We start from the raw sequence: 22029 nt of genomic DNA, 5'->3' as shown, positions 1-22029 counted from the left end.
AATCTCAGGCAATGATCTTCCGCACCGCGACCCGCCGCGACCTGCCCGCGATCGTGGCCCTGCTCGCCGACGACGTGCTCGGACGGGCCCGCGACAGCGCCGGGGTCGACGCGGTGTACGAGCGGGCGTTCCAGCAGATCGATGCCGATCCGCGCAACGAGCTCATCGTGGTGGAGGAGCACGACGACGTCATCGCGTGCCTGCAGGTGACGTACATCCCGGGGCTGAGCCGGCACGGGACGGAGCGCGCGCTGGTGGAGTCGGTCCGGGTGCGCGCCGACCAGCGCAACAAGGGCGTCGGCGTGGCCCTGATGCACTGGGTGATCGACCGCGCCCGGGCGCGCGGCTGCGGCCTGGTCCAGCTCACGACGGACAAGGCCCGCGCGGACGCGTACCGCTTCTATCTGCGGCTGGGCTTCACGCCCTCCCACGAGGGCCTGAAGCTACCCCTCTAGACGATCTCGAACGGGGCGGACAGCAGGTCGGCGAGCTTGGAGCTGCGCCCGACCAGCAGCTCGAAGGCGCCCGGCTCGACCACGCGGCGGGCGTCGGCCGTGACCAGGGTGCAGGCGGCGGCCGGCAGCTCCAGATCGACTGTGACCGTCGCGCCGGCGTCGACCGTGACCTGGGTGAAGGTCTTCAGCTCCCGCTCGGCCCACGTGACGCTGGTGACGAGGTCGGTGACGTACACCTGGACGGTCTCCGGCGAGGGGCGCGAACCGGTGTTGGTGATCGTCACGCTGGCCCGCACGACACCGTCGGCGGGGACCGTCGGCTCGTGCACGACCAGGTCGGAGTAGGTGACGGCGGAGTAGGACAGGCCCTCGCCGAACGCGAACAGCGGTTCCTGGGTGAGATCCGCGTAGCGGTTGCCGTGCTGGCCGCGGAGCTGGTTGTAGTAGACCGGCAGCTGCCCGGCGTGGCGCGCGAAGGAGATCGGCAGGCGCCCGGCCGGCTCGATCTGGCCCAGGAGCAGCTCGGCGACGGCGCGGCCGCCCTGCATGCCCGGGTTGAACGCCTCGATGATCGCCGCGGCGCGCTCGGCCGAGGCCGGCAGCGTCGACGGCTTGCCCTGGATGAGCACGACCACGACCGGCTTGCCGGTGGCCACCAGCGCGTCGAGCAGCGCCGCCTGGCCGCCCTGCAGGTCGAGGGTGGCGGTGGACTTGCCCTCGCCGGTCAGCGCCACGTTGTCGCCGAGCACGGCCACGACCACGTCGCTGGACTCGGCCAGCGCGACGGCGTCGGCGATGGCGGCCGGGTCGGCGGGCGCGGCCTGGAACAGCGGCGGGCGGGGCTGGCCGTCGGGGAAGTGGGTGCCGGCCGGGTCGGGCTGCAGGCTGCCGATCTCGGCGCCCGCCTGGTACGTGACCTCCCAGCCGTCCGGCAGCGCCTTGCGCAGCCCGTCCAGCACGGTGATGACGGTCTCGCGGGGGTGGCCGTCGGGCATCCAGTCGACCTGGCCGGACGCGCCGGCCCAGTCGCCGAGCTGGTTGTGCGGGTCGTCGGCGTTGGGGCCGACGAGCGCGATCCGGCGCACGTCCCCGCCCAGCGGCAGCGTGCCGTCGTTGCGCAGCAGCACGAGGGAGCGGCGGGCCATCTCGAGGTTGAGCTCGGTGTGCGCGGCCGAGCCGATGACGGCGGCCTGGCGCTCGGCGTCGGCGCCGCGGGGGTTCTCGAACAGGCCCAGCTCGAACTTCAGGCGCAGGATTCGCCGTACCGCATCGTCGATCTTCGCCTCGGCCAGCTTCCCGCTCGCCACGGCCGTCTGGGCCGCCTCGAAGAACGCCGGGGTGGTCATGATGAGGTCGTTGCCGGACTCGACGGCGATGGTCGCGGCCACCACGTCGTCGGCGGCGACCTTCTGCTCCCACACCATCCGCCCGACGTTGTCCCAGTCGGTGACGAGCGTGCCGGGGAAGCCCCACTCGCGCTTCAGCACGCCGTCGAGCAGCCAGCGGTTGGCCGTGACGGGGACGCCGTCGATCGACTGGTACCCGAGCATGAACACCGCACAGCCCGCCTCCACCGCGCGCTGGAACGGCGGCAGGAACCACGAGCGCAGCTTGCGCGGGGTGATGTCGGCCTCGCTGGCGTCGCGGCCGCCCTGGGTCTCGGAGTAGCCGGCGAAGTGCTTGGCCGTCGCGAGCACCGCGGTCGTGTCGCCCAGACCGCCGCCCTGGTACCCGCTGATCATGGCCGCGCCCAGCTCGCCGATCAGGTGCGGGTCCTCGCCGAACGTCTCGTCGACGCGGCCCCAGCGCAGGTCCCGGGCGATGCACAGCACCGGGGAGAACGTCCAGTGGATGCCGGTCGTGGAGATCTCGGTCGCGGCCGCCCGGGCCGCCCGCCGCACCAGCGCCGGGTCCCAGCTGCAGGCCATGCCGAGCTGGGTCGGGAACACGGTCGCGCCCGGCCAGAACGCGTGGCCGTGGATGCAGTCGTCGGCCATCAGCAGCGGGATGCGCAGCCGGGTGGTCTCCACCATGGCCATCGCCTCGCGGATGCGCGCGGGCGAGGCGTGCAGCAGCGAGCCCGCGGTCTTGGTGAGCACCGCCTCGGCCAGGTCCAGCCGCGCGTCGAGCTGCAGCATCTGCCCGACCTTCTCGGCGAGGGTCATGCGCCCGACGAGGTCCTCGACTCGCTCGGCCACGGGGAGCGTGGCGTCCTGGTACGGGAGTCGCTCGGTCACAGTCGTCACGATCCGTCGTCCTCTAGGTCGGAAACTTTTTCGTGGAGTTTCGTGTTGTACCGAAGGTATGGGTAACCTACTCTGCTGTCAACGCGTGAAACAGTTTCGGGAGGGTGCATGAGCGACCAGCCCGTTCGCGTCACCCTCGAGGACGTCGCCCAGGCCGCCGGGGTGTCCAAGGCGACCGCGTCGAAGGTCCTGAACAAGCGGCCGAACGTCGATCCCCGCACCCGCGCGAAGGTCGAGGAGACGATCACCGCGCTCGGGTACGTGCCCAGCACCGGCCCCCGCGAGCCGCAGACCGAGCTCGTCGTCGACGTGGTCTTCGACTCCATGGTCAGCATGTACTCCCTGCAGGTCCTGCACGGCATCCTGACCGGCGCCCGCGACCTCGGCGTCGAGCTCGCCGTGGACGTGCTGGACCGCGAGGGCCGGGTGGGCCTGCCGCTCAGCGACGCCTGGCTGGTGCGCGCCGCCTCCCGCCGCCGCCTCGGCGTCATCGTGGTCTCCCTCGCCCTGACCGCCGAGCAGGTCCGCACCGTCGACGAGCTCGGCCTGTCCCTGGTCTCGGTGGACCTGACCGGCGCGTTCGGCACCGGACTGGCGAGCGTGGCCGCGACCAACTTCGCCGGCGGCACCCAGGCCACGGAGCACCTCGTCGCGCTCGGCCACCGCCGCATCGGCTTCGCCGGCCTGCCCGCGCACATCGCGGCGTCCCGGGAGCGGCTGCACGGGTACCGCAACGCCCTCGAACTGGCCGGCATCGAGGCCGATCCGGCGCTCGTGGTGCACGGCGGGTTCACCGCCGAGGCGGGCTGCCGGATGGCCCTGGACCTGCTCGGCCGCCCCGACCCGCCGACCGCCATCTTCGCCGCGTGCGACGGGGCCGCGCTCGGCGTGTTCGAGGCCGCCCGCCGCCTCGGCCGGCGCGTCCCGCAGGACCTGTCGGTCGTGGGCTTCGACGACATCGAACCGGCCAAGCTGTCCTCTCCTCCGCTCACCACGGTCCACCAGCCGATCGCCGACATGGGCCGGGTCGCGGTGCGCACGCTGCACACCCTCGCCCGCGGCGGCACCCCGGACTCCATGCACGTCCAGCTGGCCACCCACCTCGTCGTCCGCGAGTCGACGGCTCCCCCTAGCTGACGAACACCGGCGTCACGGTCGCCGCCACCGTGATCGACCCGTCCGCGCAGGTGACGGGGACCGGCGCGCCGAACGCGTCGACGGCGGACGCGGATTCGCTCTCCCACGGCAGGGTCACCTCGGCCGGGTCGCCGTCCTCGCCGTCGAAGGTGTCGCCGTCCGCCCAGACGATCCACAGTGGACCGCGGTCGGACCGCTCCACGCGCACGGCGCCGTCGCGCCGTTCGGCCGTCGTCGCGCCGGCGAGCTCGGCGGCCAGCAGGCGGAAGGTCTCGGCGGCCGCGCGGTGGTGGGTCAGCTCGCCGTCCGCGTCGAAGTCGAGCAGGGCCAGGCGTCCGAAGAGCAGATCCATCATCTGGTACTTGTCGTGGTACCCGGCCACCTCCGGCGCCAGCTGCCAGTAGGCGACCCGTTGCACTCCCGCCGCGAGCGCCAGTGCGGTGCGCACGACCAGCTGCCGGCGCGCGATGCGGTCCCGCTTGGCCGACAGCGCGCCGTCGCAGCCGTCCATGAGCATCTGCAGGCGGGGCGGGAGGTCGTCGATTCGCCGGTACAGCGAGGCGAGCGCCCGCCGCTCCGGCGTGTCCTGCCCCGCCAGCTCGACGAGCTCGGCGGCGTCCGCGGGCACGGACGCGAACGCCTCGCCGAGCACCGGGTCGAGCTCGGGGAACTCGAACAGGAGCGGCCCGGCCTGCTCCCCGGCGAGGATCGGCCGCTCGTACCCGTACTTCTGCATCATCCCCCGCGCCTGCCCGACGTAGTCCGGCACGTTGCCGGGCGGCCCGTACAGGTGGACGTCGAACGCGTCGAAGGCGTCCCGGCCGGCGTCGAGCACGTGGTCGAAGAACGCGCGCGGCGCGCTGCCCGGCGGGCTGCTCAGCACGTCGTACCCGCAGCCGCCGAGCACGACCTTCGCGCTGCCGTCGGCCGCGCGGACGGCCCGGTGCAGGGCGCGCAGCTGGGTGACGTACTCCTCCGCGCTGCCGGCCCACAGCAGGTCGGTGTTGCTGGGTTCGTTGTCGCACTGGTAGTACAAAATCCGGCTCTGGCAGTGTTGGACGACCTCGCGGACGAACCGCTCGTATTCGTCGGGCTGCTTCGCCGGAGACGGTGGCAGGAACGTGGTGGCCTGCCGGGTGGCCCAGGGTGAGCTGGAGCAGAGGGTGAGCCAGACCTCGACGTCGCCGTCGAGCTGCCCGAGGAGCGCGTCGGCGGCGGTCCAGTCGAAGCGGCCGGGTTCGGGCTCGACCTGCGACCAGTAGAGGTAGGCGCGGACGAGTCCGGCGCCGAGGTCCTCGGCCTGCGCAACGAACTCCCCCGGCGGTCCGAACAGGCCGTAGCTGATGCCGCGCACGACTCCTAGCCGGAAGCCCATGTCTCTGGTCTACACCCTTTTACACGAAAAGTCCGGCGCAAGCGCCGGACTTTTCGGACTTATCACGATGTAATAGCGCGTGCGCCTCTCAGTGCACGTTACTGCAGCTCAGCGGGCTCCTCCGGCTCCGGCCGCTCGCGCAGGTGGCGGTTGTTGCGCGGCTCCTGGCGGGTCTTGCTGTCGTTGAGCTTGCGGCGCAGGTCGTCCCGCACGTCGTGCAACGCGGCGAGCAGCTCCTCCTCGCCCGAGGTGGTGACGATCTTCTGCCGCCCGGCGATCCAGCACTCCAGCGTGACCTTCTGCCCGGGCGCCTCGCGGTCCTTCACCGACACCTCGAGCTCGGTCGCGTCGGCCTTGAACGTCGCGAGCCGCGCGTCGAGCGTGGCGAACTGCTCGGCGATCCAGTTGCGATCGCCCTGCGAGAACCCGGCCCCCACGCGCAGGCACTTGTCGACGGTGGCTGGATCCGTGGCAACACTCATCACATCTCCCTCGAAACCGGCAAAACAGCGTTCTCGGGATCTCTACCCAGTGAGCCCGCCGTCAAAAACCGTTCCCTAGATGCGATGCATGCCCCACCCGCCGTCGATCATGATGGTCTGCCCCGTGATGTAGGTGGCATCGTCGCTCGCCAGGAACGCGACCAGGGCGCCGATGTCCGTGCGGGTGTCGCCGATCCGCTGCATGGGCACCTTCGCGAGCGCCGCGTTGTAGCCGTCCGGATCGAAGCGCTCCCACAGCTGCGCACCCTCCGAGTTGGCGAACGGGCACACCACGTTCACGCGCACCCCGGCCGGCCCCCACTCGGTCGCGGCCACCTTGGAGAAGCCGCGGATGGCCTCCTTGGCGGCGGCGTACGTCGCCCACCCCGCCTGCCCCTCGGTGCCGGCGCTGGACCCGAGGTTGACGACGGACCCGCTGCCGCTCGCGACCAGGTGCGGGAAGGCGGCCCGCATGAGCCGGAACGTGGCCCGCGGCCCGGTCTCGAACACGAGGTCGTAGTCGGCGTCGGAGTGCTCGGTGAACGGCCCCGCCGCCCGCGTGGCGATCGCGTTGTTCACGAGCACGTCGAGCCGCCCGAACGCCTCGACGGCGGCGGCCACGATCCGCTCGGCCTGGCCCTCCTCGCGAATGTCGGACAACAGCGAGGCGACCTGCGTGCCCTCGAGCCCCTTCACGGTGGCGTCGAGCGTGTCGGCGTTGTGGTCCACGAGCAGCACGGCGGCCCCCCGCTCGGCCAGCGCCTGGGCGATCCCCCGCCCGATCCCTTGAGCCGCCCCGGTGACGACGGCGACCTTCCCGCCCAGCCCGGTCCCGCTCGCATAGGTGTTGGTCATTGGCAGACCGTAATCGATGGATCAGGCGCGAGGTAGGGACAGCCCCACCATTGATCCGGGGGCGCGCGGGGCTGATTCGCCACCCGGCGCACGGGATGGTCGACGCATGTCGAACTCTTACGCGGTTGCCGGCCGTTGGCATCGGCCGTTAGTGGGGCTGGCGGCCGTCATGGGCCTGCTCACCCTCGTGGCGCTCGCCGGGCTCGCGCTCGACGACCGCAGCATCGGCGGCTCCCCCGCCTGGCTCAAGCCCTTCAAGTTCGCGGTTTCCCTCGGCCTGTACGCCCTGACCCTCGCCTGGCTCCTGCGCTTCACCCACCGGGCGCGGCGCACCGGGTGGTGGGCGGCCACCTTCGTCGCGCTCGCGTCGGCCGGGGAGATGGTCGCCATCCTCATTCAAGCGGTTCGCGGGCGCGCGAGCCACTTCAACGTTGCTACACCTACCGACGCGCTGATCTGGAACCTCATGGGCGCCACGGTGATGGTGCTGTGGACGGCCAGCCTGATCGTCGCCATCGTCGTCGCGGTGCAGAAGGACACCGATCCGGTGGTCCGGTCGGCGGCGCGGCTCGGGTTCGCGATCTCGCTGGCCGGGATGGCGCTCGGGTTCCTCATGACGTCACCGACGGCCGCGCAGGAGGAGGCGCTGGACAGCAAGACCGCCACGATGATCGGGGCGCACAGCGTGGGGGTCGCGGACGGCGGACCCGCGATGCCCGTCACCGGCTGGGCCACCACCGGCGGGGACCTGCGCATCCCGCACTTCACCGGGATTCACGCGCTGCAGGTGCTGCCGCTGCTCGCCCTGCTGCTGGCCGTGGTCGCCGCGAACCGGCCGGCGAAAACGCGGCGGAACGTGGTGCGGGTCGCGGCGGCCGGGTACGCCGGGCTGGTCGCGATCCTCACCTGGCAGGCGCTGCGCGGCCAGCCGCTGCTGCAGCCGGACCTCAAGACGCTCGCGGCGCTCGGCGGGCTGGCCGTGCTCACCTATGCGGGCGTGGCGCTGGCGCTCAGGAAGCGCTACGCGGACGGGGAGCCCAGCCAGGAGCGCACGTCGTTGGCCTCCTCGTCGGTGAACGGGATCTGAGCCGCCTCCGCGCGGCTCAGCACGTTGTTCACAAAGGCCGAGGCGATCTCCGAAGGGGTGGGCGGGGGCTGGCGGTGCAGCGGGAAGCCGCCGAACGACGTCCCCCGCACCACGAAGGCGACCGCGCCGCGGCTGACCGGGACGCCGTTGTCGCGCAGGCGGTCGCGGGACCAGCTGGTGCACTGGGTCAGGTTGAAGCGGTGCTCGCGCGCGTACGCCGAGAGGGTCTCGTAGATGGACGGCCACCACGCCTCGGGGAGCCGCGGCAGGCTCAGCTGGTCGGCCAGGCGCTCGACCGGCTCGGGCAGCACGGTGCGGGGCGCGCCGGGCGCGGCGGGCTCCGGCGGGTCGTGCCGGTGCTCGTCCCACAGCAGGTGCTGGGACATGTGCAGGCCCGGCAGGTCCAGGGTTTCCAGGGCGCGGGCGAAGGAGCCGAAGCCGAACCAGTTGCTGGTGCCGACGACGGGGCCGAGCTCGCTGCGCAGCCGGTACGCGAGGGCGGCCATGTTCAGCGGCGAGCCGGCCGCCTCGTACTCCGCCGTCACGATGGTCCGGAACTGCTCGTAGGCCTCATCCGGTACAAAATCGGCGTTTGCCTCGTCATCGAGGTCGTCGAGGTCCACGGGCTCGCCCTGGACGAGGGCGAGGAGCTGCTGGCTGTCGAGCAGCTGGTCGGCGATGGCGGTGAAGGCCTCGGCGGCGTCGGCCGGGGACACGATCATCGTGCGGCGGTCGGCCCGGCGCAGGCGCTGCAGCAGCGGCGTCATGTCGGAGTCGCCCGAGGCAATGACGAACTCCTCGTAGCGGGTGTCGTCGGCCAGTGCGTCGACGGCGTCCACCACGATGCGGATGTCGGCCGCGTTCTTGGTGGCGTTGTACCGCGGGCAGTCGATGACCTCGAACCCCGCCCGCACGAACGAGGGGCGGAAGCGGGAGAAGTACAGCCGCGTCGGTTCGCCCTTGTCGTCGCGGTGGTTGACCCAGCCGGCCGGATTGAGGTAGCAGCGCAGGATGAGCCAGCGCCGGGGCGCGTCGGCGGTCAGCGTGGTGGCCAGCCGCCGCAGCCACACGCCGGGCTCGGTGGCGAACTGGACGGCGACCTCGGGGTCCAGCTTGAACAGCCCGCTGAACACGTTGTCGAAGTCGAGGAAGAACGCCGTCCGGGTGTGTGCCATCCGGTGCACCCTACTCGCGGTTCCGGGGGACGGCGGCGGTATGAGATTCAACACCGCGCGAGCCCGCGTTCGCTGAGTGAACGGTCATGAATGCTGGGTTCCTGTGTTGCTATCGTTTTGCCGGATCACGCTCGATGATATGCACCACCTTCACTGAGTGTCATCCAGCCGCTACTCTGAATGCCCGGCGTCCTGATTGGGGAGGAAAAGCCACCATGGTCAAGAAGATCCTCAGATGGGGTGGCCTGGCGTTCTTGGTGTTCTTCATCGCGTACCGGCCGCAGTCCGCGGCGAACGTGGTGACGTCCATCGGCGGCGGCCTCCTCGACATCGCCAACGGCTTCGGCGACTTCTTCGCCAGCCTGGGCAGCTGAGAACCTTCACGATGACGCGTCCTGCACCAGCAGGGCGATCTGCACCCGGTTGTTGAGCGCGAGCTTCGCCAGCAGCCGTGAGACGTGGGCCTTGACGGTCGGCACGCTCATCCGCAGCGCAGCGGCGATCTCCGCGTTCGAGCTCCCCTGACCGACGGCCGCGGCCAACTCGCGCTCGCGGCCGGTCAGGCGGGCCAGCCGTTCCCGGGCCTCGCCCCGGCGGGCGGCGGCGGCCGGGTCGGCCACCCGGTCGATGAGCCGGCGGGTGACGGCCGGGGACAGCATCGCCTCGCCGGCCGCGACGATCCGCACCGCCCGCAGGATCTCCAGCGGCGGCGTGTCCTTGAGCAGGAACCCGCCCGCCCCGGCCCGCAGGGCCCGCAGCACGTAGTCGTCGGCGTCGAACGTGGTGAGGACGATGACCTGCGGCGCCCGCGGCCGGGCCCGCAGCCGCTCGGTCGCGACGAGCCCGTCGACGCCCGGCATCCGGATGTCCATGAGGATCACGTCGGGTGCGTGCGCATCGGTGAGCGCGACCGCCTCGGCCCCGTCGGCGCCCTCGGCCACCACCTCGATGTCACCGGCCCCGCGCAGCAGCATGGCCAGCCCGGCCCGCACGAACGGGTCGTCGTCCACGATGGCGAGGCGGATCGGGCGTTCAGCCACGTTCCGAGGCCGTCCAGGGCAGCCACGCGCTCAGGCGGAACATCCCTTCGGAGGAGCCGTGCTCCAGCCGGCCGCCCACGAGCTCCACGCGCTCGGCGAGACCGATGAGCCCGTAGCCGGGCACAGCTGCGGACGCGGTCAGCGGGTTCCGCACCTCCACCCGAATCCCGATGCCGGGCGCGCCCGCGACGACAACCCGCACGGGGGTGCCGGCGGCGTGCTTGCGGGCGTTGGTCAGACCTTCCTGGATCAGGCGGTACACCGTGCGGCCGATCGTGGCGTCGGGCGCCCCGGAACCGTCCAGCGCGCACTCGTAGGAAGCCCCGGACTCCGCGATCAGCGCGGGCACGTCGCCCAGCGTCGGCTGCGGGGCCTCGACCGGCCGGAACGGGGAGACGTCGCGCAGGACGCCGATGACCGTGCGCAGTTCGCCCAGGGCCTCGTGCGCGTTGCTGCGGATGACCCCGGCCGCCGAGGCGACCTCGTCCGGCGACGCGTCCGTGCGCACCTCCAGCGCCCCGGCGTGCAGGCTCACCAGCGACAGCCGGTGGGCGAGGACGTCGTGCATCTCGCGGGCGATCCGGGTGCGCTCGGTCAGCCGGGCCTGCTCGACGCGCAGCTGCTGCTCCGCCTCCAGCCGCGCGGCCCGGTCCCGCAGCGACGCGACGAGGCGGCGCTGCGCCCCGGCGAACAGCCCCCACCCCAGCGCGCCGGCGACGATCGCGCCGCGGACGACGAGATCGACGGCGAGGGGGTGGCGGGGGTCGGTCTGCAGCAGGAAGTACAGGATGACGGAAAGGATGTCGGCGAGCGCCACCAGGATCGCCGTCCGGGCCCGGCAGCGCACGGCGACGGCGAACACGGACACGGCGAGCGCCGGGGTGACGGAGCCCGCGACCGCGCCCGCCGGGAGCAGCAGGAGCGCGACGATCAGTGGGTGGCTTCGGCGGTACCACACGAGCCCGCTCCCCACCGCCCCCACCACCGCGTCCGCGGGCCACGACAGGGCCGGGTCGGCACCGGGACGCGCCCAGCCGGCGTCGCCGAAGCGCAGCAGCAGCGCCCCGAGCGCGAGGCACCCCAGCACGCAGGCCGCGTCGGCGATCCGGGGGCGGGACATGTGCGAAGGGTACGACGGCCCGGCCCCGCGCGGGACCGACCAAAGTCGGGGGTGCGGGCCGACCCCGGGCGGATGCCCGCGCACCCCGCCGCGCCGCACGCTGGGCGCATGATCGAGGTGCAAGAGCTGTCCGGGGTGTACGTCCACGACGTGTCCTTCCGCTGCGAGCCCGGCACGGTCACCGGGTTCCTCGGCCCCAACGGCGCCGGCAAGTCCACGACGCTGCGGATGATCTGCGGCCTGACCCGCCCGGCCCGGGGACGGGCGACGGTGTGCGGCCGCCCGTACCGCGAGCTGCCCGACCCGGGCCGCCGGTGCGGCGTGCTGCTCGACGCGGCCGCCCAGCACGCGGGCCGCACCGGGCGGGAGACGCTGCTGCTGTCATCCCGGCTCCTGCGCCTGCCGCCCGCCCGGGTGGACACGGTTCTGGAGCAGGTGGGGCTGGCCGCGGCCGCGCGCCGCCGGGTCGGCGACTACTCGCTGGGCATGCGCCAGCGGCTGGGCATCGCGCACGCCCTGCTCGGCGCGCCCGAGGTGCTGATCCTCGACGAGCCGGCCAACGGCCTGGACCCGGAGGGCATGCGGTGGCTGCGCGACCTGCTGGCCGGGCACGCGGCCGCGGGCGGGACGGTGCTGCTCTCCTCGCACCTGCTCGCCGAGGTCGGGCGGATCGCCGATCACCTGGTCGTCATCGCGCGGGGCCGGATCGTCGCCCAGGGCCCGCCCGCCGATCTGGCCGGGGCGGGCGGCCTGGAGGACGAGTTCCTCCGCCTGACCGGAGGGCCGGCCCGATGACGCCGATGCTGAACGAGCCGCGCAGAAGCGCCGCCACCCTGGTGGGCGTGATGACGCTGGTGCTGGTCGAGCTGCGCAAGACCGTCGACACCCGGGCGGCGCGGTGGCTGCTCGCGGTCGTCGCCGTCCTCACCGTCGCCGCGCCGCTGGTGCAGACCGGGCCGTGGACGTTCCCGGACCTGGCGGGCGCCGCCCAGCTGCCGGTCTCGATCCTGCTGCCGGTGCTCGCGGTGCTCAGCGTGACGAGCGAGTGGTCGCAGCGCACCGCCCTGACCACCTTCGCCCTGGTACCGCGGCGCTGGCGGGTCGTACTCGCCAAGCTGGCCGCGGTCGCGCTGCTCGGGCTGGCCGCGGCCCTGTTCGCGCTGGGCTGCGCGGCCGCGTTCGCGGGGGACCTGGACCCGGCCGTGGCGGCGCAGCTGGTGCTGGTCGAGCTGGCCACGATGCTGTGCGGGTTCGGCTTCGGGCTGCTGGTGCTCAGCTCGGCGCCGGGCGTCGCCGCCTACTACGTGCTGCCGATCGCCTGGGCCGCCGCCGGCCGCCTGGTGCCCGCCCTGGAGCCGGCCGCGCGCTGGCTGGACCTGAGCCGGACCCGCGTACCCCTCGCGGCGCCGGGTGTGAGCGCGCAGGAGTGGACCCGGTTCGGCGCCTCGGCCGCGCTGTGGGTCGTGCTGCCGGTGCTGGTGGGGCTGCTGAGAACGGCGCGCGCCGACGTCCGGTGAACCGCCCCGAGGGCCCCTCAGGTCCGGCGGCGGCCCGCCGATCATGAGGGCGTGACCGTCGGTCTGCTCGAGCGGCTCGACGAGCAGTCGCGCGCGCAGCTGCTCGCCGAGGTCTTCGAGCGCAGTGCCATCGCCAAGGCCGTGGCCACCATGGCCGGCCAGCTGGCCGAGGTCAACGACGCCTTCTGTGTCCTCACCGGGTACCGCCGCGACGAGCTCGTCGGCCGCCCCCTCGCGCTGCTCCTGCAGCCCGACGAGCCCTTCGGCGGCTTCAGCGAGGAGACCTGCGAGCGGCAGATCGTGCGCCGCAACGGCTCCAAGGTCTGGATCAGCACCCGGACGCTGCTGATCGGCGGCGGCCGGCTCGCCGTGCTGGAGTCCCTGGAGAGCACCGACCGGCACGCGCTCGCCGACCGCGCGGCCCGCTCCCAGGACGAGGCCCGGCGGCTGCGCACCACGATCGCGGTCCAGCGGGAGATCGCGGCGGCGGCCGGCGACCGCGAGGCCGTGCTGAGCCTCACCGCCGAGCGGGCGCTGCAGATCATGCCCGAGGGCGAGGGCGCGGCCGTGCACCTGCTCGACGCGACCGGCGAGGGGCTGCCGCTGGTCGCGGTGTCCGGGTTCGCGCCGGCCGGACCCGCCGGGCCGCCGCTGCCGATGAGCGGCTCCATCGCCGGCCTGGCCCTGTCCACCCGCTCGACGCTGCGCTGCGACGACACCGCGACCGACCCGCGCGTGGGCACCGACCTGGGCCGGGTCACCGGCATCCGCTCCCTGGTCATCGCCCCGCTGCTGCGCCCCGAGGGCCCGATCGGCGTCGTCGCCGTCATCGCCCGGCGCGCGCACGCGTTCGACGAGGCCGACGAGCAGCAGCTGACCCTGCTCGCCGACGCGCTCACCGGGGCGCTGCGGCACGCCGAGCACGCCGAGCGCACCCAGGAGCTGCTGCACGAGGCGACCGAGACCAACGCCGAGCTGGCCCGGCAGCGGGCCGCCGCCCTGGCCGCCGTCGAGCGCCTGGAGCACAGCGAGCGGCGCTTCGCCGAGGTGTTCGACCACAGCCCGCTCGCGAAGGCCGTGGTCGGGCTGCGCGGCCCCGAGTACGGGCGGATCGTGCTGGCCAACCCGGCCTTCAGCGAGCTCGTCGGCCTGGACCCGGACGACATCGCCGGGATCGAGCTGGGCGGGCTCATCGCGATCCCCCGCGACCGGTTCGACCTCGCGCTCGCCTCCCTCGCCGACGGCCGGCGCAACCGCAGCGCCCGCGAGTCGGCGATGCACCGGCGGGACGGCACGCTGGTGCACGTGGCCGCGCACACCTCGGTCATCAGCGACGGCGAGGGCCCGGCGGCGGCCGTGGTCCAGCTGCTCGACGTGACCCGGGAGCGGGCCGCCGCGCTGGCCCTCGGGCGCAGCGAGGAGCAGTTCCGCACGGCGTTCGCGGGCAGCCCGCTCGGGCTGGTGCTGTGCGACGAGGCCGACGTGTTCCGCCAGGCCAACCCGGCCGCGGCCGCGCTGACCGGGCGCAGCGCCGGGGAGCTGGCCGGGCTGCGGTACTTCGACGTCACCGACCCGCGGGACCTGGGCACCGCCACCGACGCGCGGACGGGGCTGCGGGTGGGCGGGCAGGTGCAGTACGACCAGCGGCTCCTGCGCCCCGACGGGCGCACCGCGTGGGTGCGGGTCACGGTCTCGGTCGTGCCGGGCCCGCTGGGCGAGCCGTGGCGGCTGATGCAGCTGCAGGACATCGCGGCCGAGCGGGCCGCCACCCGGGCCACGGAGCGGGAGCTGCGCCGGCTCGAGCACACGGTGCGGGTGCAGCGGGAGCTCATCGCGGCCGCCGCCGACCGGGACGCGGCCCTTCGGGTGGTGGCCGAGCGGGCGGTCGAGCTGTTCCCGGCGGCCGACGGTGCGGCGGTGTCCCTGGCCGACGGGCGGGAGCTGGTGTACGCGGCGACGGCGGGCACAATCGCGGGCGCGCGCGGCTGGCGGCTGTGCGCCGACGGCTCGCTCGGCGGCTCGGTGATGGCCGCCGACGCGCCCGCGCACTGCCGGGACTCCGCCACCGACCCGCGCGTGGACCGCGAGACGTGCGAGCGGCTCGGCATCGCCGCGATGCTCATCGCGCCGCTGCACGCCGACGGCACCGTGTTCGGCGCGCTGCTGGTCTCCTCGCAGCGCTCCGGGGTGTTCGACGACGCCGACGAGCAGCAGCTGGCCCTGCTCGCCGAGGCGCTCGGCTCGGCCCTGCGGCACGCGGACGACGCGGCCGCGCTCGCCGCCCGCAACGCCGAGCTGGAGGAGGCCAACCGGCTCAAGCGCGACCTCATCGGCATGCTCGGGCACGAGCTGGGCAATCCCCTGGCGGCGATCCTCGGGTACACGGAGATCGCCTCCGACACCTGGGACACCCTCGGCGCCGGCATGCGCACGAAGGTGGTCGACGGCATCACCCGCCAGGCGCACCGCCTCGACGGCATCGTGCAGGAGGTGCTCACGATGGTCCGCAGCGAGGCGGGCACGCTGAGCGCCAAGCGGGTGCCGGTCGGGCTGCGCGGCCAGGTCGGGCTGGCCCTGGCCAACGCCGGCGCGGAGGGCGTGCCGGTGGCCGGGCCGGACGCGACCGTGCTGGCCGACCCGGGGCAGCTGCAGCAGATCCTGACCAACCTGCTGAGCAACGCGGCGAAGTACGGCGGCGGGGCGACCGCGATCCGGGTGGACGCCGGCGCCGGCCGGGCCCGGGTGGCCGTCGAGGACCGCGGCCCCGGGGTGCCGGAGGACTTCCGCGAGCGGCTGTTCGAGCGGCTGGCCCGGGCCGAGCGGGACGCGGCCAAGGTGCGCGGGACGGGGCTCGGGCTGTACATCGTGCGCAACCTCGCCCAGGCCAACGGGGCCGACGTCACGTTCGAGCCGAACCCCCTGGGCGGATCGGTCTTCGTCGTGGACCTCGAAACGCTTGACCCTGGAGATTGATAGGCGTCAGATTGATGCATGTTGCGACGATCTCTGCTGGTTGGTGCGGTTGGTTCCCTGGTGGTCGCGAGCCTGCCCGACGAGGCCTCGGCGGCGCCCGCCGACCCGTTGGCGGGCATGACGCTCGAGGAGAAGGTCGGGCAGATGTTCGTCGGGTACGTCTACGGCGACAACGCCACCGCCCCCGCCGCGGCCGACGTCGCCGCCAACCAGGCCCACTACGGGGTCGGGAGCGGGGCCGAGGTCGTCCAGCGGTACCACCTCGGCGGCGTCATCTACTTCTCGTGGAGCCACAACCTGGCCAACCCGCCCCAGATCGCCGCGCTGTCGAACCAGCTGCAGGCGGCCGCCGGCGCCGACACCGGCATCCCGCTGCAGATCAGCACCGACCAGGAGGGCGGGATCGTCACCCGGATCGGCGCCCCGCTCGCGGTGTCGCCGGGCAACATGGCCATCGGCGCGACCCAGGACCCGCTCAACGCGCTGCGGGCGGCCCGGATCAGCGGCGAGGAGCTGCTGGCGCTGGGCATCAACGTGGTCGACGCGCCGGTCGTGGACGTGAACACCAACCCGCGCAACGCCGCCGACGGGCCCCGCGCGTTCGGCGACCGCACGGCCCAGGTCTCGCTGTTCGGCGCGGCGGCCGTCGCCGGCTACCGGCTGGCCGGGATCGGCGCGCAGGCCAAGCACTTCCCCGGCCTCGGCGACACCACGGTGAACACCGACAACGGCGTGGCGGTCACGAACGAGACCCGGGCGCAGATCCTCGCCACCCACGTGCCGCCGTTCCGCGCCGCGATCGCCGCCGGCGTGCCCAGCATCATGGCCGCGCACATCGTCGCCCCGGCCCTGGACCCGTCCGGCGCCCCGGCCAGCCTGTCCCGCCCGATCGTCACCGACCTGCTGCGCCGGCAGCTGCGCTACGACGGGGTGGTCATCACCGACGCCCTGGACGCGGCCGCGCTGGCCGGCATCCCGCAGGCCAAGATTGTCCTGGACGCCATCGACGCCGGCATCGACCAGCTGCTGATGCCGGCCGACCCGCCCGCCGCGATCCGGGCGGTGCTCGACGCGGTCGCCGCCGGGACGCTCGAGGAATCCCGGATCGACGAGTCGGTACGCCGCATCCTGCGCATGAAGCGCGAGCTCGGCCTGTACCGGCGCGGCGACGTCTCCACCACCCCCGTCGTCGGCACCCCGGAGCACCTGCAGACCATGGCCACGATCGCCGCCCGCTCGATCACGCGGCTGCGCGGCGGCGGCCTCCCCCTCGCGGCCGGCGCCCGCGTGCTGGTGACCGGCTGGGGCGTGGGCACGACGCAGACCCTGACCGACGCCCTCAACGCGCGCGGGATCACGGCGACCAGGCTGTGGACCGGCTCCCCGTCCGCCGCGGTGATCGCCCAGGCCGTCGCCGCCGCCGCGACCGCCGACGCCGTGGTGGTGACGACGAACAACGTGTGGGCCGACGCGACCCAGGTCGCGCTGGTCAAGGCCCTGATCGCGACGGGGAGACCCGTCGTGGCGGCCGCGGTCGGCGGGCCGTACGACCTGGCGTCGTTCCCGGAGGTACCCGGGTTCCTGGCCGCCTACGGCTACCAGCCGGTCTCGCTGCTCGCCCTGGCCGACGTGCTCGCAGGCCGCGCCGACGCCCCGGGCCGGCTCCCGGTCACCATCGGGTGACTGCGTCCCCGAGGCGCTAGCCCAGAACGGCGACCGGCTGCCCCTTGAAGGCGGCCGACTCGGCCTCGTCGAGCATCGCCGCGGCCACCGTCGCCCGGCTCACGCCCGCCGGGAACAGCCGCCGCGGCACGTCCGGCAGCGCCAGCGTCCGCCGCGCGACGGACAGCGGCCCGTTGGTCAGCGGGCCCGCGTGGAACACCGTGCCGCCCGCATCCAGGACGAGCTCGGTGGCCGCCACGCGGTCCGGGAGCTCCTTGCGCATCATGGTGCCCAGCAGCGCCCGGGTCAGCGCGCCCGCCACCGGAGCCGACGGGCCGGTGCCGAGGGCGGCCAGCCAGACGATCCGCGCGCCCGACTCGGCCGCCGACCGCGCGCCGGCGGTCAGCACGCCCGGCGCCTCGCCGTTTGCGATGCCCAGGCCGGACAGCACGACCTCGGCGCCCCGCAGCGCGAGCGCGATCGCCTCGGGGTCGCGGACGTCCGCCGTGACCCCGCCCTCGCGTGGTCTGCGGCTGACCGGCCGTACCGTGTGCCCGCGCTCCAGGGCCTGCCGGACCAGTTCGCGGCCCGTGCCGCCGGTCGCGCCCAGAATCGTCAGCTCCATCAGAGGTCCGCCATCGCCTGCAGGGCCTCCGCGTGCAGCGCCGGCGGGGCGACCAGCAGGCCCGCCGCGCCCGGCCGCCACGGCGCCCCGGTCAGGTCCGTGGCGAGCGCGCCCGCCTCCGTGGCCAGCAGCACGCCCGCGGCCACGCCGGTCAGCGCCGGCTCGTGCTGCCAGAACACGTCCGAGCGCCCCTCGGCGAGGGCCAGCAGCGGGAACGTGGTCGGGATCGTCGTGCGGACCAGCAGCGCGCGGGACATCAGGGTGCCGATGGCGGCGCCGATCCGGGACTTGAGCGCGGCCGGCTCGTCGCCGACCTGGCTCGTCTCGACGATCGCGTCGGCGAACGCGGCCTTCGGCGACACCGCCAGCCGCTCGCCGTTGCGGTACGCGCCGCCGCCGCGGGTCGCGGTGTAGAGCAGGTCGCCGACCGGCTGGTACACCACCGCCAGCTCGACCTCACCGGCGCGGACGAGGGCGATGTCCACGCACCACTCGGGGCGGCCGTGCAGCAGGTTGACCGCGCCCTCGACGTCGTCCACCGCCCACCACTCCCCCGCGCCGAGCGCGGCCCGCTCCTCGTCGTCGGTGACCCAGCCCGCCTCGGGGCGGATCGCCCGCAGCGCATCGCGCAGCGGGTCCTCGAAGTCCAGCGCGGCGGCGCCGGCGCGGATCGCGTCGCGGCCCGTGAGGCGGTTCGCCGGGGAGTACAGCTTCAGCAGGCGCGCGCCGAAGTCCCGCGCCGTGTCGACCACCGGTTGCAGCAGCAGTTCCATGCCTCCAGTGAACGGCCGGCTCGACAGTGCGGCAAATGCATCCTTGGTACGGCTACCGTTACCCACGTGCACTCGCTGGACCTGAATCTGCTCACCGCCCTCGACGCGCTCCTCGAGGAGGGCAGCGTGCTCGGCGCGGCGCGGCGGCTGCACCTCTCGCCGCCCGCGATGAGCCGCACGCTGGGCCGGATCCGCCGCGCCACCGGCGACGCGATCCTGGTGCGGACCGGGCGCACCATGGCCGCCACGCCCTACGCGCTGCGCGTGCGGGCCGACGTGCACCGGCTCGTCGAGGAGGCGCAGGCCCTGCTCGCGCCCGACGCCGAGGTCGACCCGGCCACCCTGCAGCGCACGTTCACACTGCGCTTCCACGACGCCATCACCGCCTCGGCCGGGCCGCGGCTGGTGGCGGCGGTGCACGCGCGGGCGCCCGGGGTGCGGCTGCGCTTCCTCGGCGAGGCCGGCGACGACACCAGCGACCTGCGCCACGGCCGGGTCGACGCGGAGATCGGGGCGACCGAGCCGGAGCTGCCGGAGATCCGCTTCGAGGTGCTCGGGTACGACGCCCGGGTCGTGGCGGTGCCGCAGGGCGTGCGCGGGAAATCGCTGGGGCTCCGGCGGTACACGGGAATGGCGCATGTGATCGTGTCACGGCGGGGACGGCTGCGGGACCCGCTCGACGACGCCCTGGAGGCGCGGGGGCTGACGCGCTCGACGGTGGCGTCGGCCCCGACGGTCGACGCCGCGCTCGCCCTCGCCGGCGCGCTCGGGGCCGCGGTCACCGTGCCCGGCCGGATGACCGCGGACGCCCTGGCCCGGCACGGGATGCGGCCGGTGCCGCTGCCCCTGGACGCGCCGCCGGTGCCGATCGTGCTGACCTGGCACCAGCGCAACGACACCGACCGCGCCCACACCTGGCTGCGCGAGCAGATCAGCGCGGCGGCGCGGTGACTAGACCCAGCGGTTGCCCAGCCACAGCCGGTCGAGCCAGTCCTGGTACGGGATCGGCGTGCCGGTGAAGAGCGGGTAGAAGTACGCGAAGCACAGGGCGACCAGCAGCACGTACACCCCGGCGATGACGGCCCCCAGGGTGCGCCGCTCGCCGCCCGGCGGCCCGATGATCGCCCCCAGCACGTAGACCACGGCCAGCACGAGGAACGGCTCGGCCGGCAGCGCGTAGAAGATGTACATCGTGCGGTGCGCCGGCATCGACTGGAACCAGGGCACGATCCCGGCCAGGGCGGCGGCCATCACGAACCACGCCCGCCCGTCGCGGCGGGCGAACCCCAGCCAGCCGAGGGCGGCCAGGGCCGGGAGGAACGACCACCACAGCAGCGGCGTGCCGAGCAGCAGCACCTCGGACGCGCACTGGCTCGCCCCGCACGCCTCGTCGGTCTCCCAGGAGAACACGACCGGGCGGCCGAGCAGCAGCCACTGCCACGGCCACGACTGGTACCGGTGCGGCTTGTCCAGCGTCGAGTGGAACTGGTAGGCCGTCTCGTGGTAGTGGACCAGGTTGACGATCGCGTCGAACGGGCGGTCGTGCGGGAGGTTGTGCGAGGCGGCGTACCAGTGCCGGAAGTACCCGTCGTCGCTGAGGAACCAGCCCCACCACACGTTGACGTAGGCGAACAGCGCGAGCCCCACGAACGCGGCGACCCACCCCGTCGCCGGCAGGATGCTCTCCGCGATCCAGTGCCGCACGCCCGCGCTGCGCCGCGCCCCCATGTCGAACACGACGGCGGCGAGGGCGAACAGGATGAGGTACCAGAGCCCGCTCCACTTCACCCCGCAGGCGAGCCCGAGCGAGACGGCGCAGGCGATGCGGTACCACGGGATCCCGAGCTTCGGCCGCAGCGTGTCCCCGCGCGCCTCCACGATCGCCAGCCACCGCGCCCGCCGCTGCTCCCGGTCGAGGACCAGGAGGAAGAACGCGACGACGATCCAGAACAGCAGGAAGATGTCGAGCAGCGCGGCCCGCGAGAGCACGAAGTGCATCCCGTCCAGCGCCATGAGCAGCCCCGCCGCCCCGGCCAGCACCGTCGAGCGGAACAGCCGCCACGCCGCCAGCATGACCAGCACGATCGCGGCGACCCCGACCAGCACCGCCGAAATGCGCCAACCGAAGGAGTTGTACCCGAAGAGCCACTCGCCCCCCGCGATCATCCACTTCCCGAGGGGCGGATGCACCACGTACTCCGGCTGCCCGCCGAGCGGGTCCCACTCCACGCCGTGCTGCAGCAGGTCCCAGCTCTCGTTGGCGTAGTACACCTCGTCGAACATGATGTTCTTCGGATGCGCCAGCCCGACGAGCCGCAACACGAGCGCGACGGCGGTCACGACCCCGGCGGCGAGCCAGAACTGCCGCGGGTACGGCCCGGGCCGCCCGAGCCGCCGCCGCGCGATGCTGATCCGCTCCCCCGTGGTCACCGCCCGATCGTAAGGCCAGGTTCTCTAGTCGACGGTCCCGGTGGCGGTGATCGTCACCTGCGCCGGCAGCGCCCCGGAGCTCAGGGTGGCCGCGAGCGAGGTGGCCCCGTCCCGCTGGGACAGCTCACCCCCGGAGATCTCGGCATCCCCCGGGATGACCCCCTGGATCATCGGCGCCGACACCACCTCGTCGTCGACCAGGATGGCCACCTGCTGCCCGAGCGCCTCCCGGGTCAGGTCCGTCCACCTCCCCTGCCCGGCGGACGTGAAGCTGATGGTGACCACGTACGCCCCGATGTCCGCCCGCGTCCCGGCCTTCGCCTCGGCCAGGTCCTCCCCGCTCACCTTGGCCACGTCGAGCCGGTACTTGTTGTGCTCGTCGCAGGCGGTCACCCCGTCCCCGTCGGCCGGCGCTCCCGCCGGCCGGTGCCCCAGCATCGTGCAGCTGACGCCCGGCACGTTGTACTGCATCGCCGCCGGCAGCGCCGCGACCTCGGCACAGGTCAGCTTGTCGAACCCGGTCAGCTTGCCCCCGGCCGGATCGTCCGGCCCGGTGAGCGCGCCCGCGGCCGCGTAGGTGGCGTCGCCGAGCTTCGCCTTGGCCGACGCGAGCGGCCCGGCGGGGTCACCCGGGACCTGCACGCCGGCCTGACAGTCCGCGTCGGCCGCCCCCTTCGGCGTCTGGCCGAGCACCATCCGGAACGTCAGATGCCCCGGCGCGAGGACCGCCTTGACCCGCTCGGCATCACCGTGGGCGGCCGTGACCCGCAACGTGTCGGCCGCCGTCTTGTCCACGTGCGGCCGGTCCACGTCGAGCGTCCTGAGCCGGTCCTGGAGGATCTTGCGGGTCTCCTCCATCGTCCCCTCGTCCGGCGCCCGCCCGTCCTTGTCGCTGACGCGCAGCGTGTAGGCGACGTCCCCGGACCGCGCGCCACCGCCGAACCGCGCGGTGAGCAAGACAGCGGCGGTGATCGCGCAGGCGACCAGCATCAGCACGACAAACCCGATGAGCCACCAGAACCACGCCGGTGTACTGCGCGGACGACCGACCACGACCGGCGGAAGCGACATGCCGCC

The 22029-nt window shown here is 73.8% G+C and carries 19 protein-coding genes and 1 pseudogene; 9 read left to right on the top strand and 11 right to left on the bottom strand.

The window, feature by feature from the left end; genetic code table 11:
* Positions 1-11 precede the first annotated feature (11 nt).
* Complete coding sequence (locus ACQPZ4_RS14405) at positions 12-455, top strand: N-acetyltransferase family protein (protein ID WP_433060325.1); 444 nt, start codon at positions 12-14, stop codon at positions 453-455.
* Here ACQPZ4_RS14405 and ACQPZ4_RS14400 read toward each other — a convergent pair.
* The gene (locus ACQPZ4_RS14400; RefSeq protein ID WP_433060322.1) at positions 452-2692 is read right to left on the bottom strand and encodes a glycoside hydrolase family 3 N-terminal domain-containing protein; all 2241 of its coding nucleotides are present in this window, start codon (positions 2690-2692) and stop codon (positions 452-454) included. The genes ACQPZ4_RS14405 and ACQPZ4_RS14400 overlap by 4 nt on opposite strands.
* Before the next feature lie 117 nt (positions 2693-2809).
* Here ACQPZ4_RS14400 and ACQPZ4_RS14395 point away from each other — a divergent pair, with 117 nt between their 5' ends.
* Complete coding sequence (locus ACQPZ4_RS14395; RefSeq protein ID WP_433060319.1) at positions 2810-3838, top strand: LacI family DNA-binding transcriptional regulator; 1029 nt, start codon at positions 2810-2812, stop codon at positions 3836-3838.
* Here the strand turns inward: ACQPZ4_RS14395 and ACQPZ4_RS14390 are convergent.
* From ACQPZ4_RS14390 to ACQPZ4_RS14380, 3 genes are all read right to left on the bottom strand, one after another.
* Complete coding sequence (locus tag ACQPZ4_RS14390) at positions 3831-5213, bottom strand: hypothetical protein (protein ID WP_433060316.1); 1383 nt, start codon at positions 5211-5213, stop codon at positions 3831-3833. The genes ACQPZ4_RS14395 and ACQPZ4_RS14390 overlap by 8 nt on opposite strands.
* Positions 5214-5311: 98 nt before the next feature.
* Positions 5312-5695: an HPF/RaiA family ribosome-associated protein gene (locus ACQPZ4_RS14385; protein WP_433060313.1), complete on the bottom strand. Its 384-nt coding sequence runs from the start codon at positions 5693-5695 to the stop codon at positions 5312-5314.
* 75 nt (positions 5696-5770) lie between these two features.
* Positions 5771-6550, bottom strand: coding sequence for an SDR family NAD(P)-dependent oxidoreductase (locus ACQPZ4_RS14380; RefSeq protein ID WP_433060312.1), 780 nt, complete (start codon positions 6548-6550; stop codon positions 5771-5773).
* 106 nt (positions 6551-6656) lie between these two features.
* On the opposite strand from ACQPZ4_RS14380, the gene ACQPZ4_RS14375 reads away from it, so the two are divergent.
* Complete coding sequence (locus tag ACQPZ4_RS14375; RefSeq protein WP_433060310.1) at positions 6657-7637, top strand: hypothetical protein; 981 nt, start codon at positions 6657-6659, stop codon at positions 7635-7637.
* Here the strand turns inward: ACQPZ4_RS14375 and ACQPZ4_RS14370 are convergent.
* Positions 7571-8812 (bottom strand): NYN domain-containing protein, encoded by a 1242-nt coding sequence (locus ACQPZ4_RS14370; protein ID WP_433060307.1) that lies wholly within the window; start codon positions 8810-8812, stop codon positions 7571-7573. The two genes, ACQPZ4_RS14375 and ACQPZ4_RS14370, sit on opposite strands and share 67 nt — an antisense overlap.
* Positions 8813-9027: 215 nt before the next feature.
* Here ACQPZ4_RS14370 and ACQPZ4_RS14365 point away from each other — a divergent pair, with 215 nt between their 5' ends.
* A complete protein-coding gene (locus ACQPZ4_RS14365) occupies positions 9028-9186 on the top strand; it encodes a hypothetical protein (RefSeq protein ID WP_433060304.1) in 159 nt (52 codons plus the stop codon).
* Between the two features lie 6 nt (positions 9187-9192).
* Here ACQPZ4_RS14365 and ACQPZ4_RS14360 read toward each other — a convergent pair whose 3' ends face one another.
* Positions 9193-9852: a response regulator gene (locus ACQPZ4_RS14360; RefSeq protein ID WP_433060301.1), complete on the bottom strand. Its 660-nt coding sequence runs from the start codon at positions 9850-9852 to the stop codon at positions 9193-9195.
* Positions 9845-10972, bottom strand: a complete 1128-nt coding sequence (locus ACQPZ4_RS14355; protein ID WP_433060298.1) for a sensor histidine kinase — start codon at positions 10970-10972, stop codon at positions 9845-9847. The genes ACQPZ4_RS14360 and ACQPZ4_RS14355 overlap by 8 nt, the downstream gene beginning before the upstream one ends.
* Positions 10973-11080: 108 nt before the next feature.
* On the opposite strand from ACQPZ4_RS14355, the pseudogene ACQPZ4_RS14350 reads away from it, so the two are divergent.
* The 4 genes and pseudogenes from ACQPZ4_RS14350 to ACQPZ4_RS14335 all read left to right on the top strand — a co-directional run.
* A pseudogene (locus ACQPZ4_RS14350) lies at positions 11081-11749 on the top strand (ABC transporter ATP-binding protein); the annotation flags it as partial.
* A gap of 14 nt (positions 11750-11763) precedes the next feature.
* Positions 11764-12489, top strand: coding sequence for an ABC transporter permease (locus tag ACQPZ4_RS14345; RefSeq protein ID WP_433060295.1), 726 nt, complete (start codon positions 11764-11766; stop codon positions 12487-12489).
* Between the two features lie 51 nt (positions 12490-12540).
* Entirely contained in the window at positions 12541-15462 is a 2922-nt protein-coding gene (locus ACQPZ4_RS14340; protein ID WP_433060293.1) for a PAS domain S-box protein, read from the top strand.
* Positions 15463-15480: 18 nt separating this feature from the next.
* Positions 15481-17145, top strand: coding sequence for a glycoside hydrolase family 3 protein (locus ACQPZ4_RS14335; protein ID WP_433060290.1), 1665 nt, complete (start codon positions 15481-15483; stop codon positions 17143-17145).
* Positions 17146-17161: 16 nt separating this feature from the next.
* Here the strand turns inward: ACQPZ4_RS14335 and ACQPZ4_RS14330 are convergent, their stop codons facing one another.
* Positions 17162-17749, bottom strand: coding sequence for an NAD(P)-dependent oxidoreductase (locus ACQPZ4_RS14330; RefSeq protein WP_433060287.1), 588 nt, complete (start codon positions 17747-17749; stop codon positions 17162-17164).
* Entirely contained in the window at positions 17749-18522 is a 774-nt protein-coding gene (locus ACQPZ4_RS14325) for an inositol monophosphatase family protein (RefSeq protein WP_433060284.1), read from the bottom strand. Before ACQPZ4_RS14325 ends, ACQPZ4_RS14330 begins: the two co-directional genes overlap by 1 nt.
* Before the next feature lie 66 nt (positions 18523-18588).
* Between ACQPZ4_RS14325 and ACQPZ4_RS14320 the strand changes: the two genes are divergently transcribed.
* Complete coding sequence (locus ACQPZ4_RS14320) at positions 18589-19473, top strand: LysR family transcriptional regulator (protein ID WP_433060281.1); 885 nt, start codon at positions 18589-18591, stop codon at positions 19471-19473.
* On the opposite strand, the gene ACQPZ4_RS14315 is transcribed toward ACQPZ4_RS14320, so the two are convergent.
* Positions 19474-20952, bottom strand: a complete 1479-nt coding sequence (locus ACQPZ4_RS14315; RefSeq protein WP_433060278.1) for a dolichyl-phosphate-mannose--protein mannosyltransferase — start codon at positions 20950-20952, stop codon at positions 19474-19476.
* 24 nt (positions 20953-20976) lie between these two features.
* Positions 20977-22023 carry a SecDF P1 head subdomain-containing protein gene (locus tag ACQPZ4_RS14310; RefSeq protein ID WP_433060276.1) on the bottom strand — a complete coding sequence of 349 codons (1047 nt, stop codon included), beginning with the start codon at positions 22021-22023 and terminating at the stop codon, positions 20977-20979.
* Between the last annotated feature and the right edge of the window lie 6 nt (positions 22024-22029).

It is taken from the genome of Dactylosporangium sp. CS-033363, from assembly GCF_050942475.1.
Classification (GTDB): domain Bacteria; phylum Actinomycetota; class Actinomycetes; order Mycobacteriales; family Micromonosporaceae; genus Dactylosporangium.
This window is presented reverse-complemented; position numbering and strand designations above follow the sequence as displayed.

Excerpts from the sequence above, each read along its gene's own strand:
- ACQPZ4_RS14335 (WP_433060290.1), top strand. The coding sequence starts at position 15,481 with ATGTTGCGACGATCTCTGCTGGTTGGTGCGGTTGGTTCCCTGGTGGTC.
- ACQPZ4_RS14325 (WP_433060284.1), bottom strand. The coding sequence starts at position 18,522 with ATGGAACTGCTGCTGCAACCGGTGGTCGACACGGCGCGGGACTTCGGC.
- ACQPZ4_RS14370 (WP_433060307.1), bottom strand. The coding sequence starts at position 8,812 with ATGGCACACACCCGGACGGCGTTCTTCCTCGACTTCGACAACGTGTTC.
- ACQPZ4_RS14395 (WP_433060319.1), top strand. The coding sequence starts at position 2,810 with ATGAGCGACCAGCCCGTTCGCGTCACCCTCGAGGACGTCGCCCAGGCC.
- ACQPZ4_RS14380 (WP_433060312.1), bottom strand. The coding sequence starts at position 6,550 with ATGACCAACACCTATGCGAGCGGGACCGGGCTGGGCGGGAAGGTCGCC.
- ACQPZ4_RS14390 (WP_433060316.1), bottom strand. The coding sequence starts at position 5,213 with ATGGGCTTCCGGCTAGGAGTCGTGCGCGGCATCAGCTACGGCCTGTTC.
- ACQPZ4_RS14365 (WP_433060304.1), top strand. The coding sequence starts at position 9,028 with ATGGTCAAGAAGATCCTCAGATGGGGTGGCCTGGCGTTCTTGGTGTTC.
- ACQPZ4_RS14355 (WP_433060298.1), bottom strand. The coding sequence starts at position 10,972 with ATGTCCCGCCCCCGGATCGCCGACGCGGCCTGCGTGCTGGGGTGCCTC.
- ACQPZ4_RS14330 (WP_433060287.1), bottom strand. The coding sequence starts at position 17,749 with ATGGAGCTGACGATTCTGGGCGCGACCGGCGGCACGGGCCGCGAACTG.
- ACQPZ4_RS14310 (WP_433060276.1), bottom strand. The coding sequence starts at position 22,023 with ATGTCGCTTCCGCCGGTCGTGGTCGGTCGTCCGCGCAGTACACCGGCG.
- ACQPZ4_RS14405 (WP_433060325.1), top strand. The coding sequence starts at position 12 with ATGATCTTCCGCACCGCGACCCGCCGCGACCTGCCCGCGATCGTGGCC.
- ACQPZ4_RS14375 (WP_433060310.1), top strand. The coding sequence starts at position 6,657 with ATGTCGAACTCTTACGCGGTTGCCGGCCGTTGGCATCGGCCGTTAGTG.
- ACQPZ4_RS14385 (WP_433060313.1), bottom strand. The coding sequence starts at position 5,695 with ATGAGTGTTGCCACGGATCCAGCCACCGTCGACAAGTGCCTGCGCGTG.
- ACQPZ4_RS14345 (WP_433060295.1), top strand. The coding sequence starts at position 11,764 with ATGACGCCGATGCTGAACGAGCCGCGCAGAAGCGCCGCCACCCTGGTG.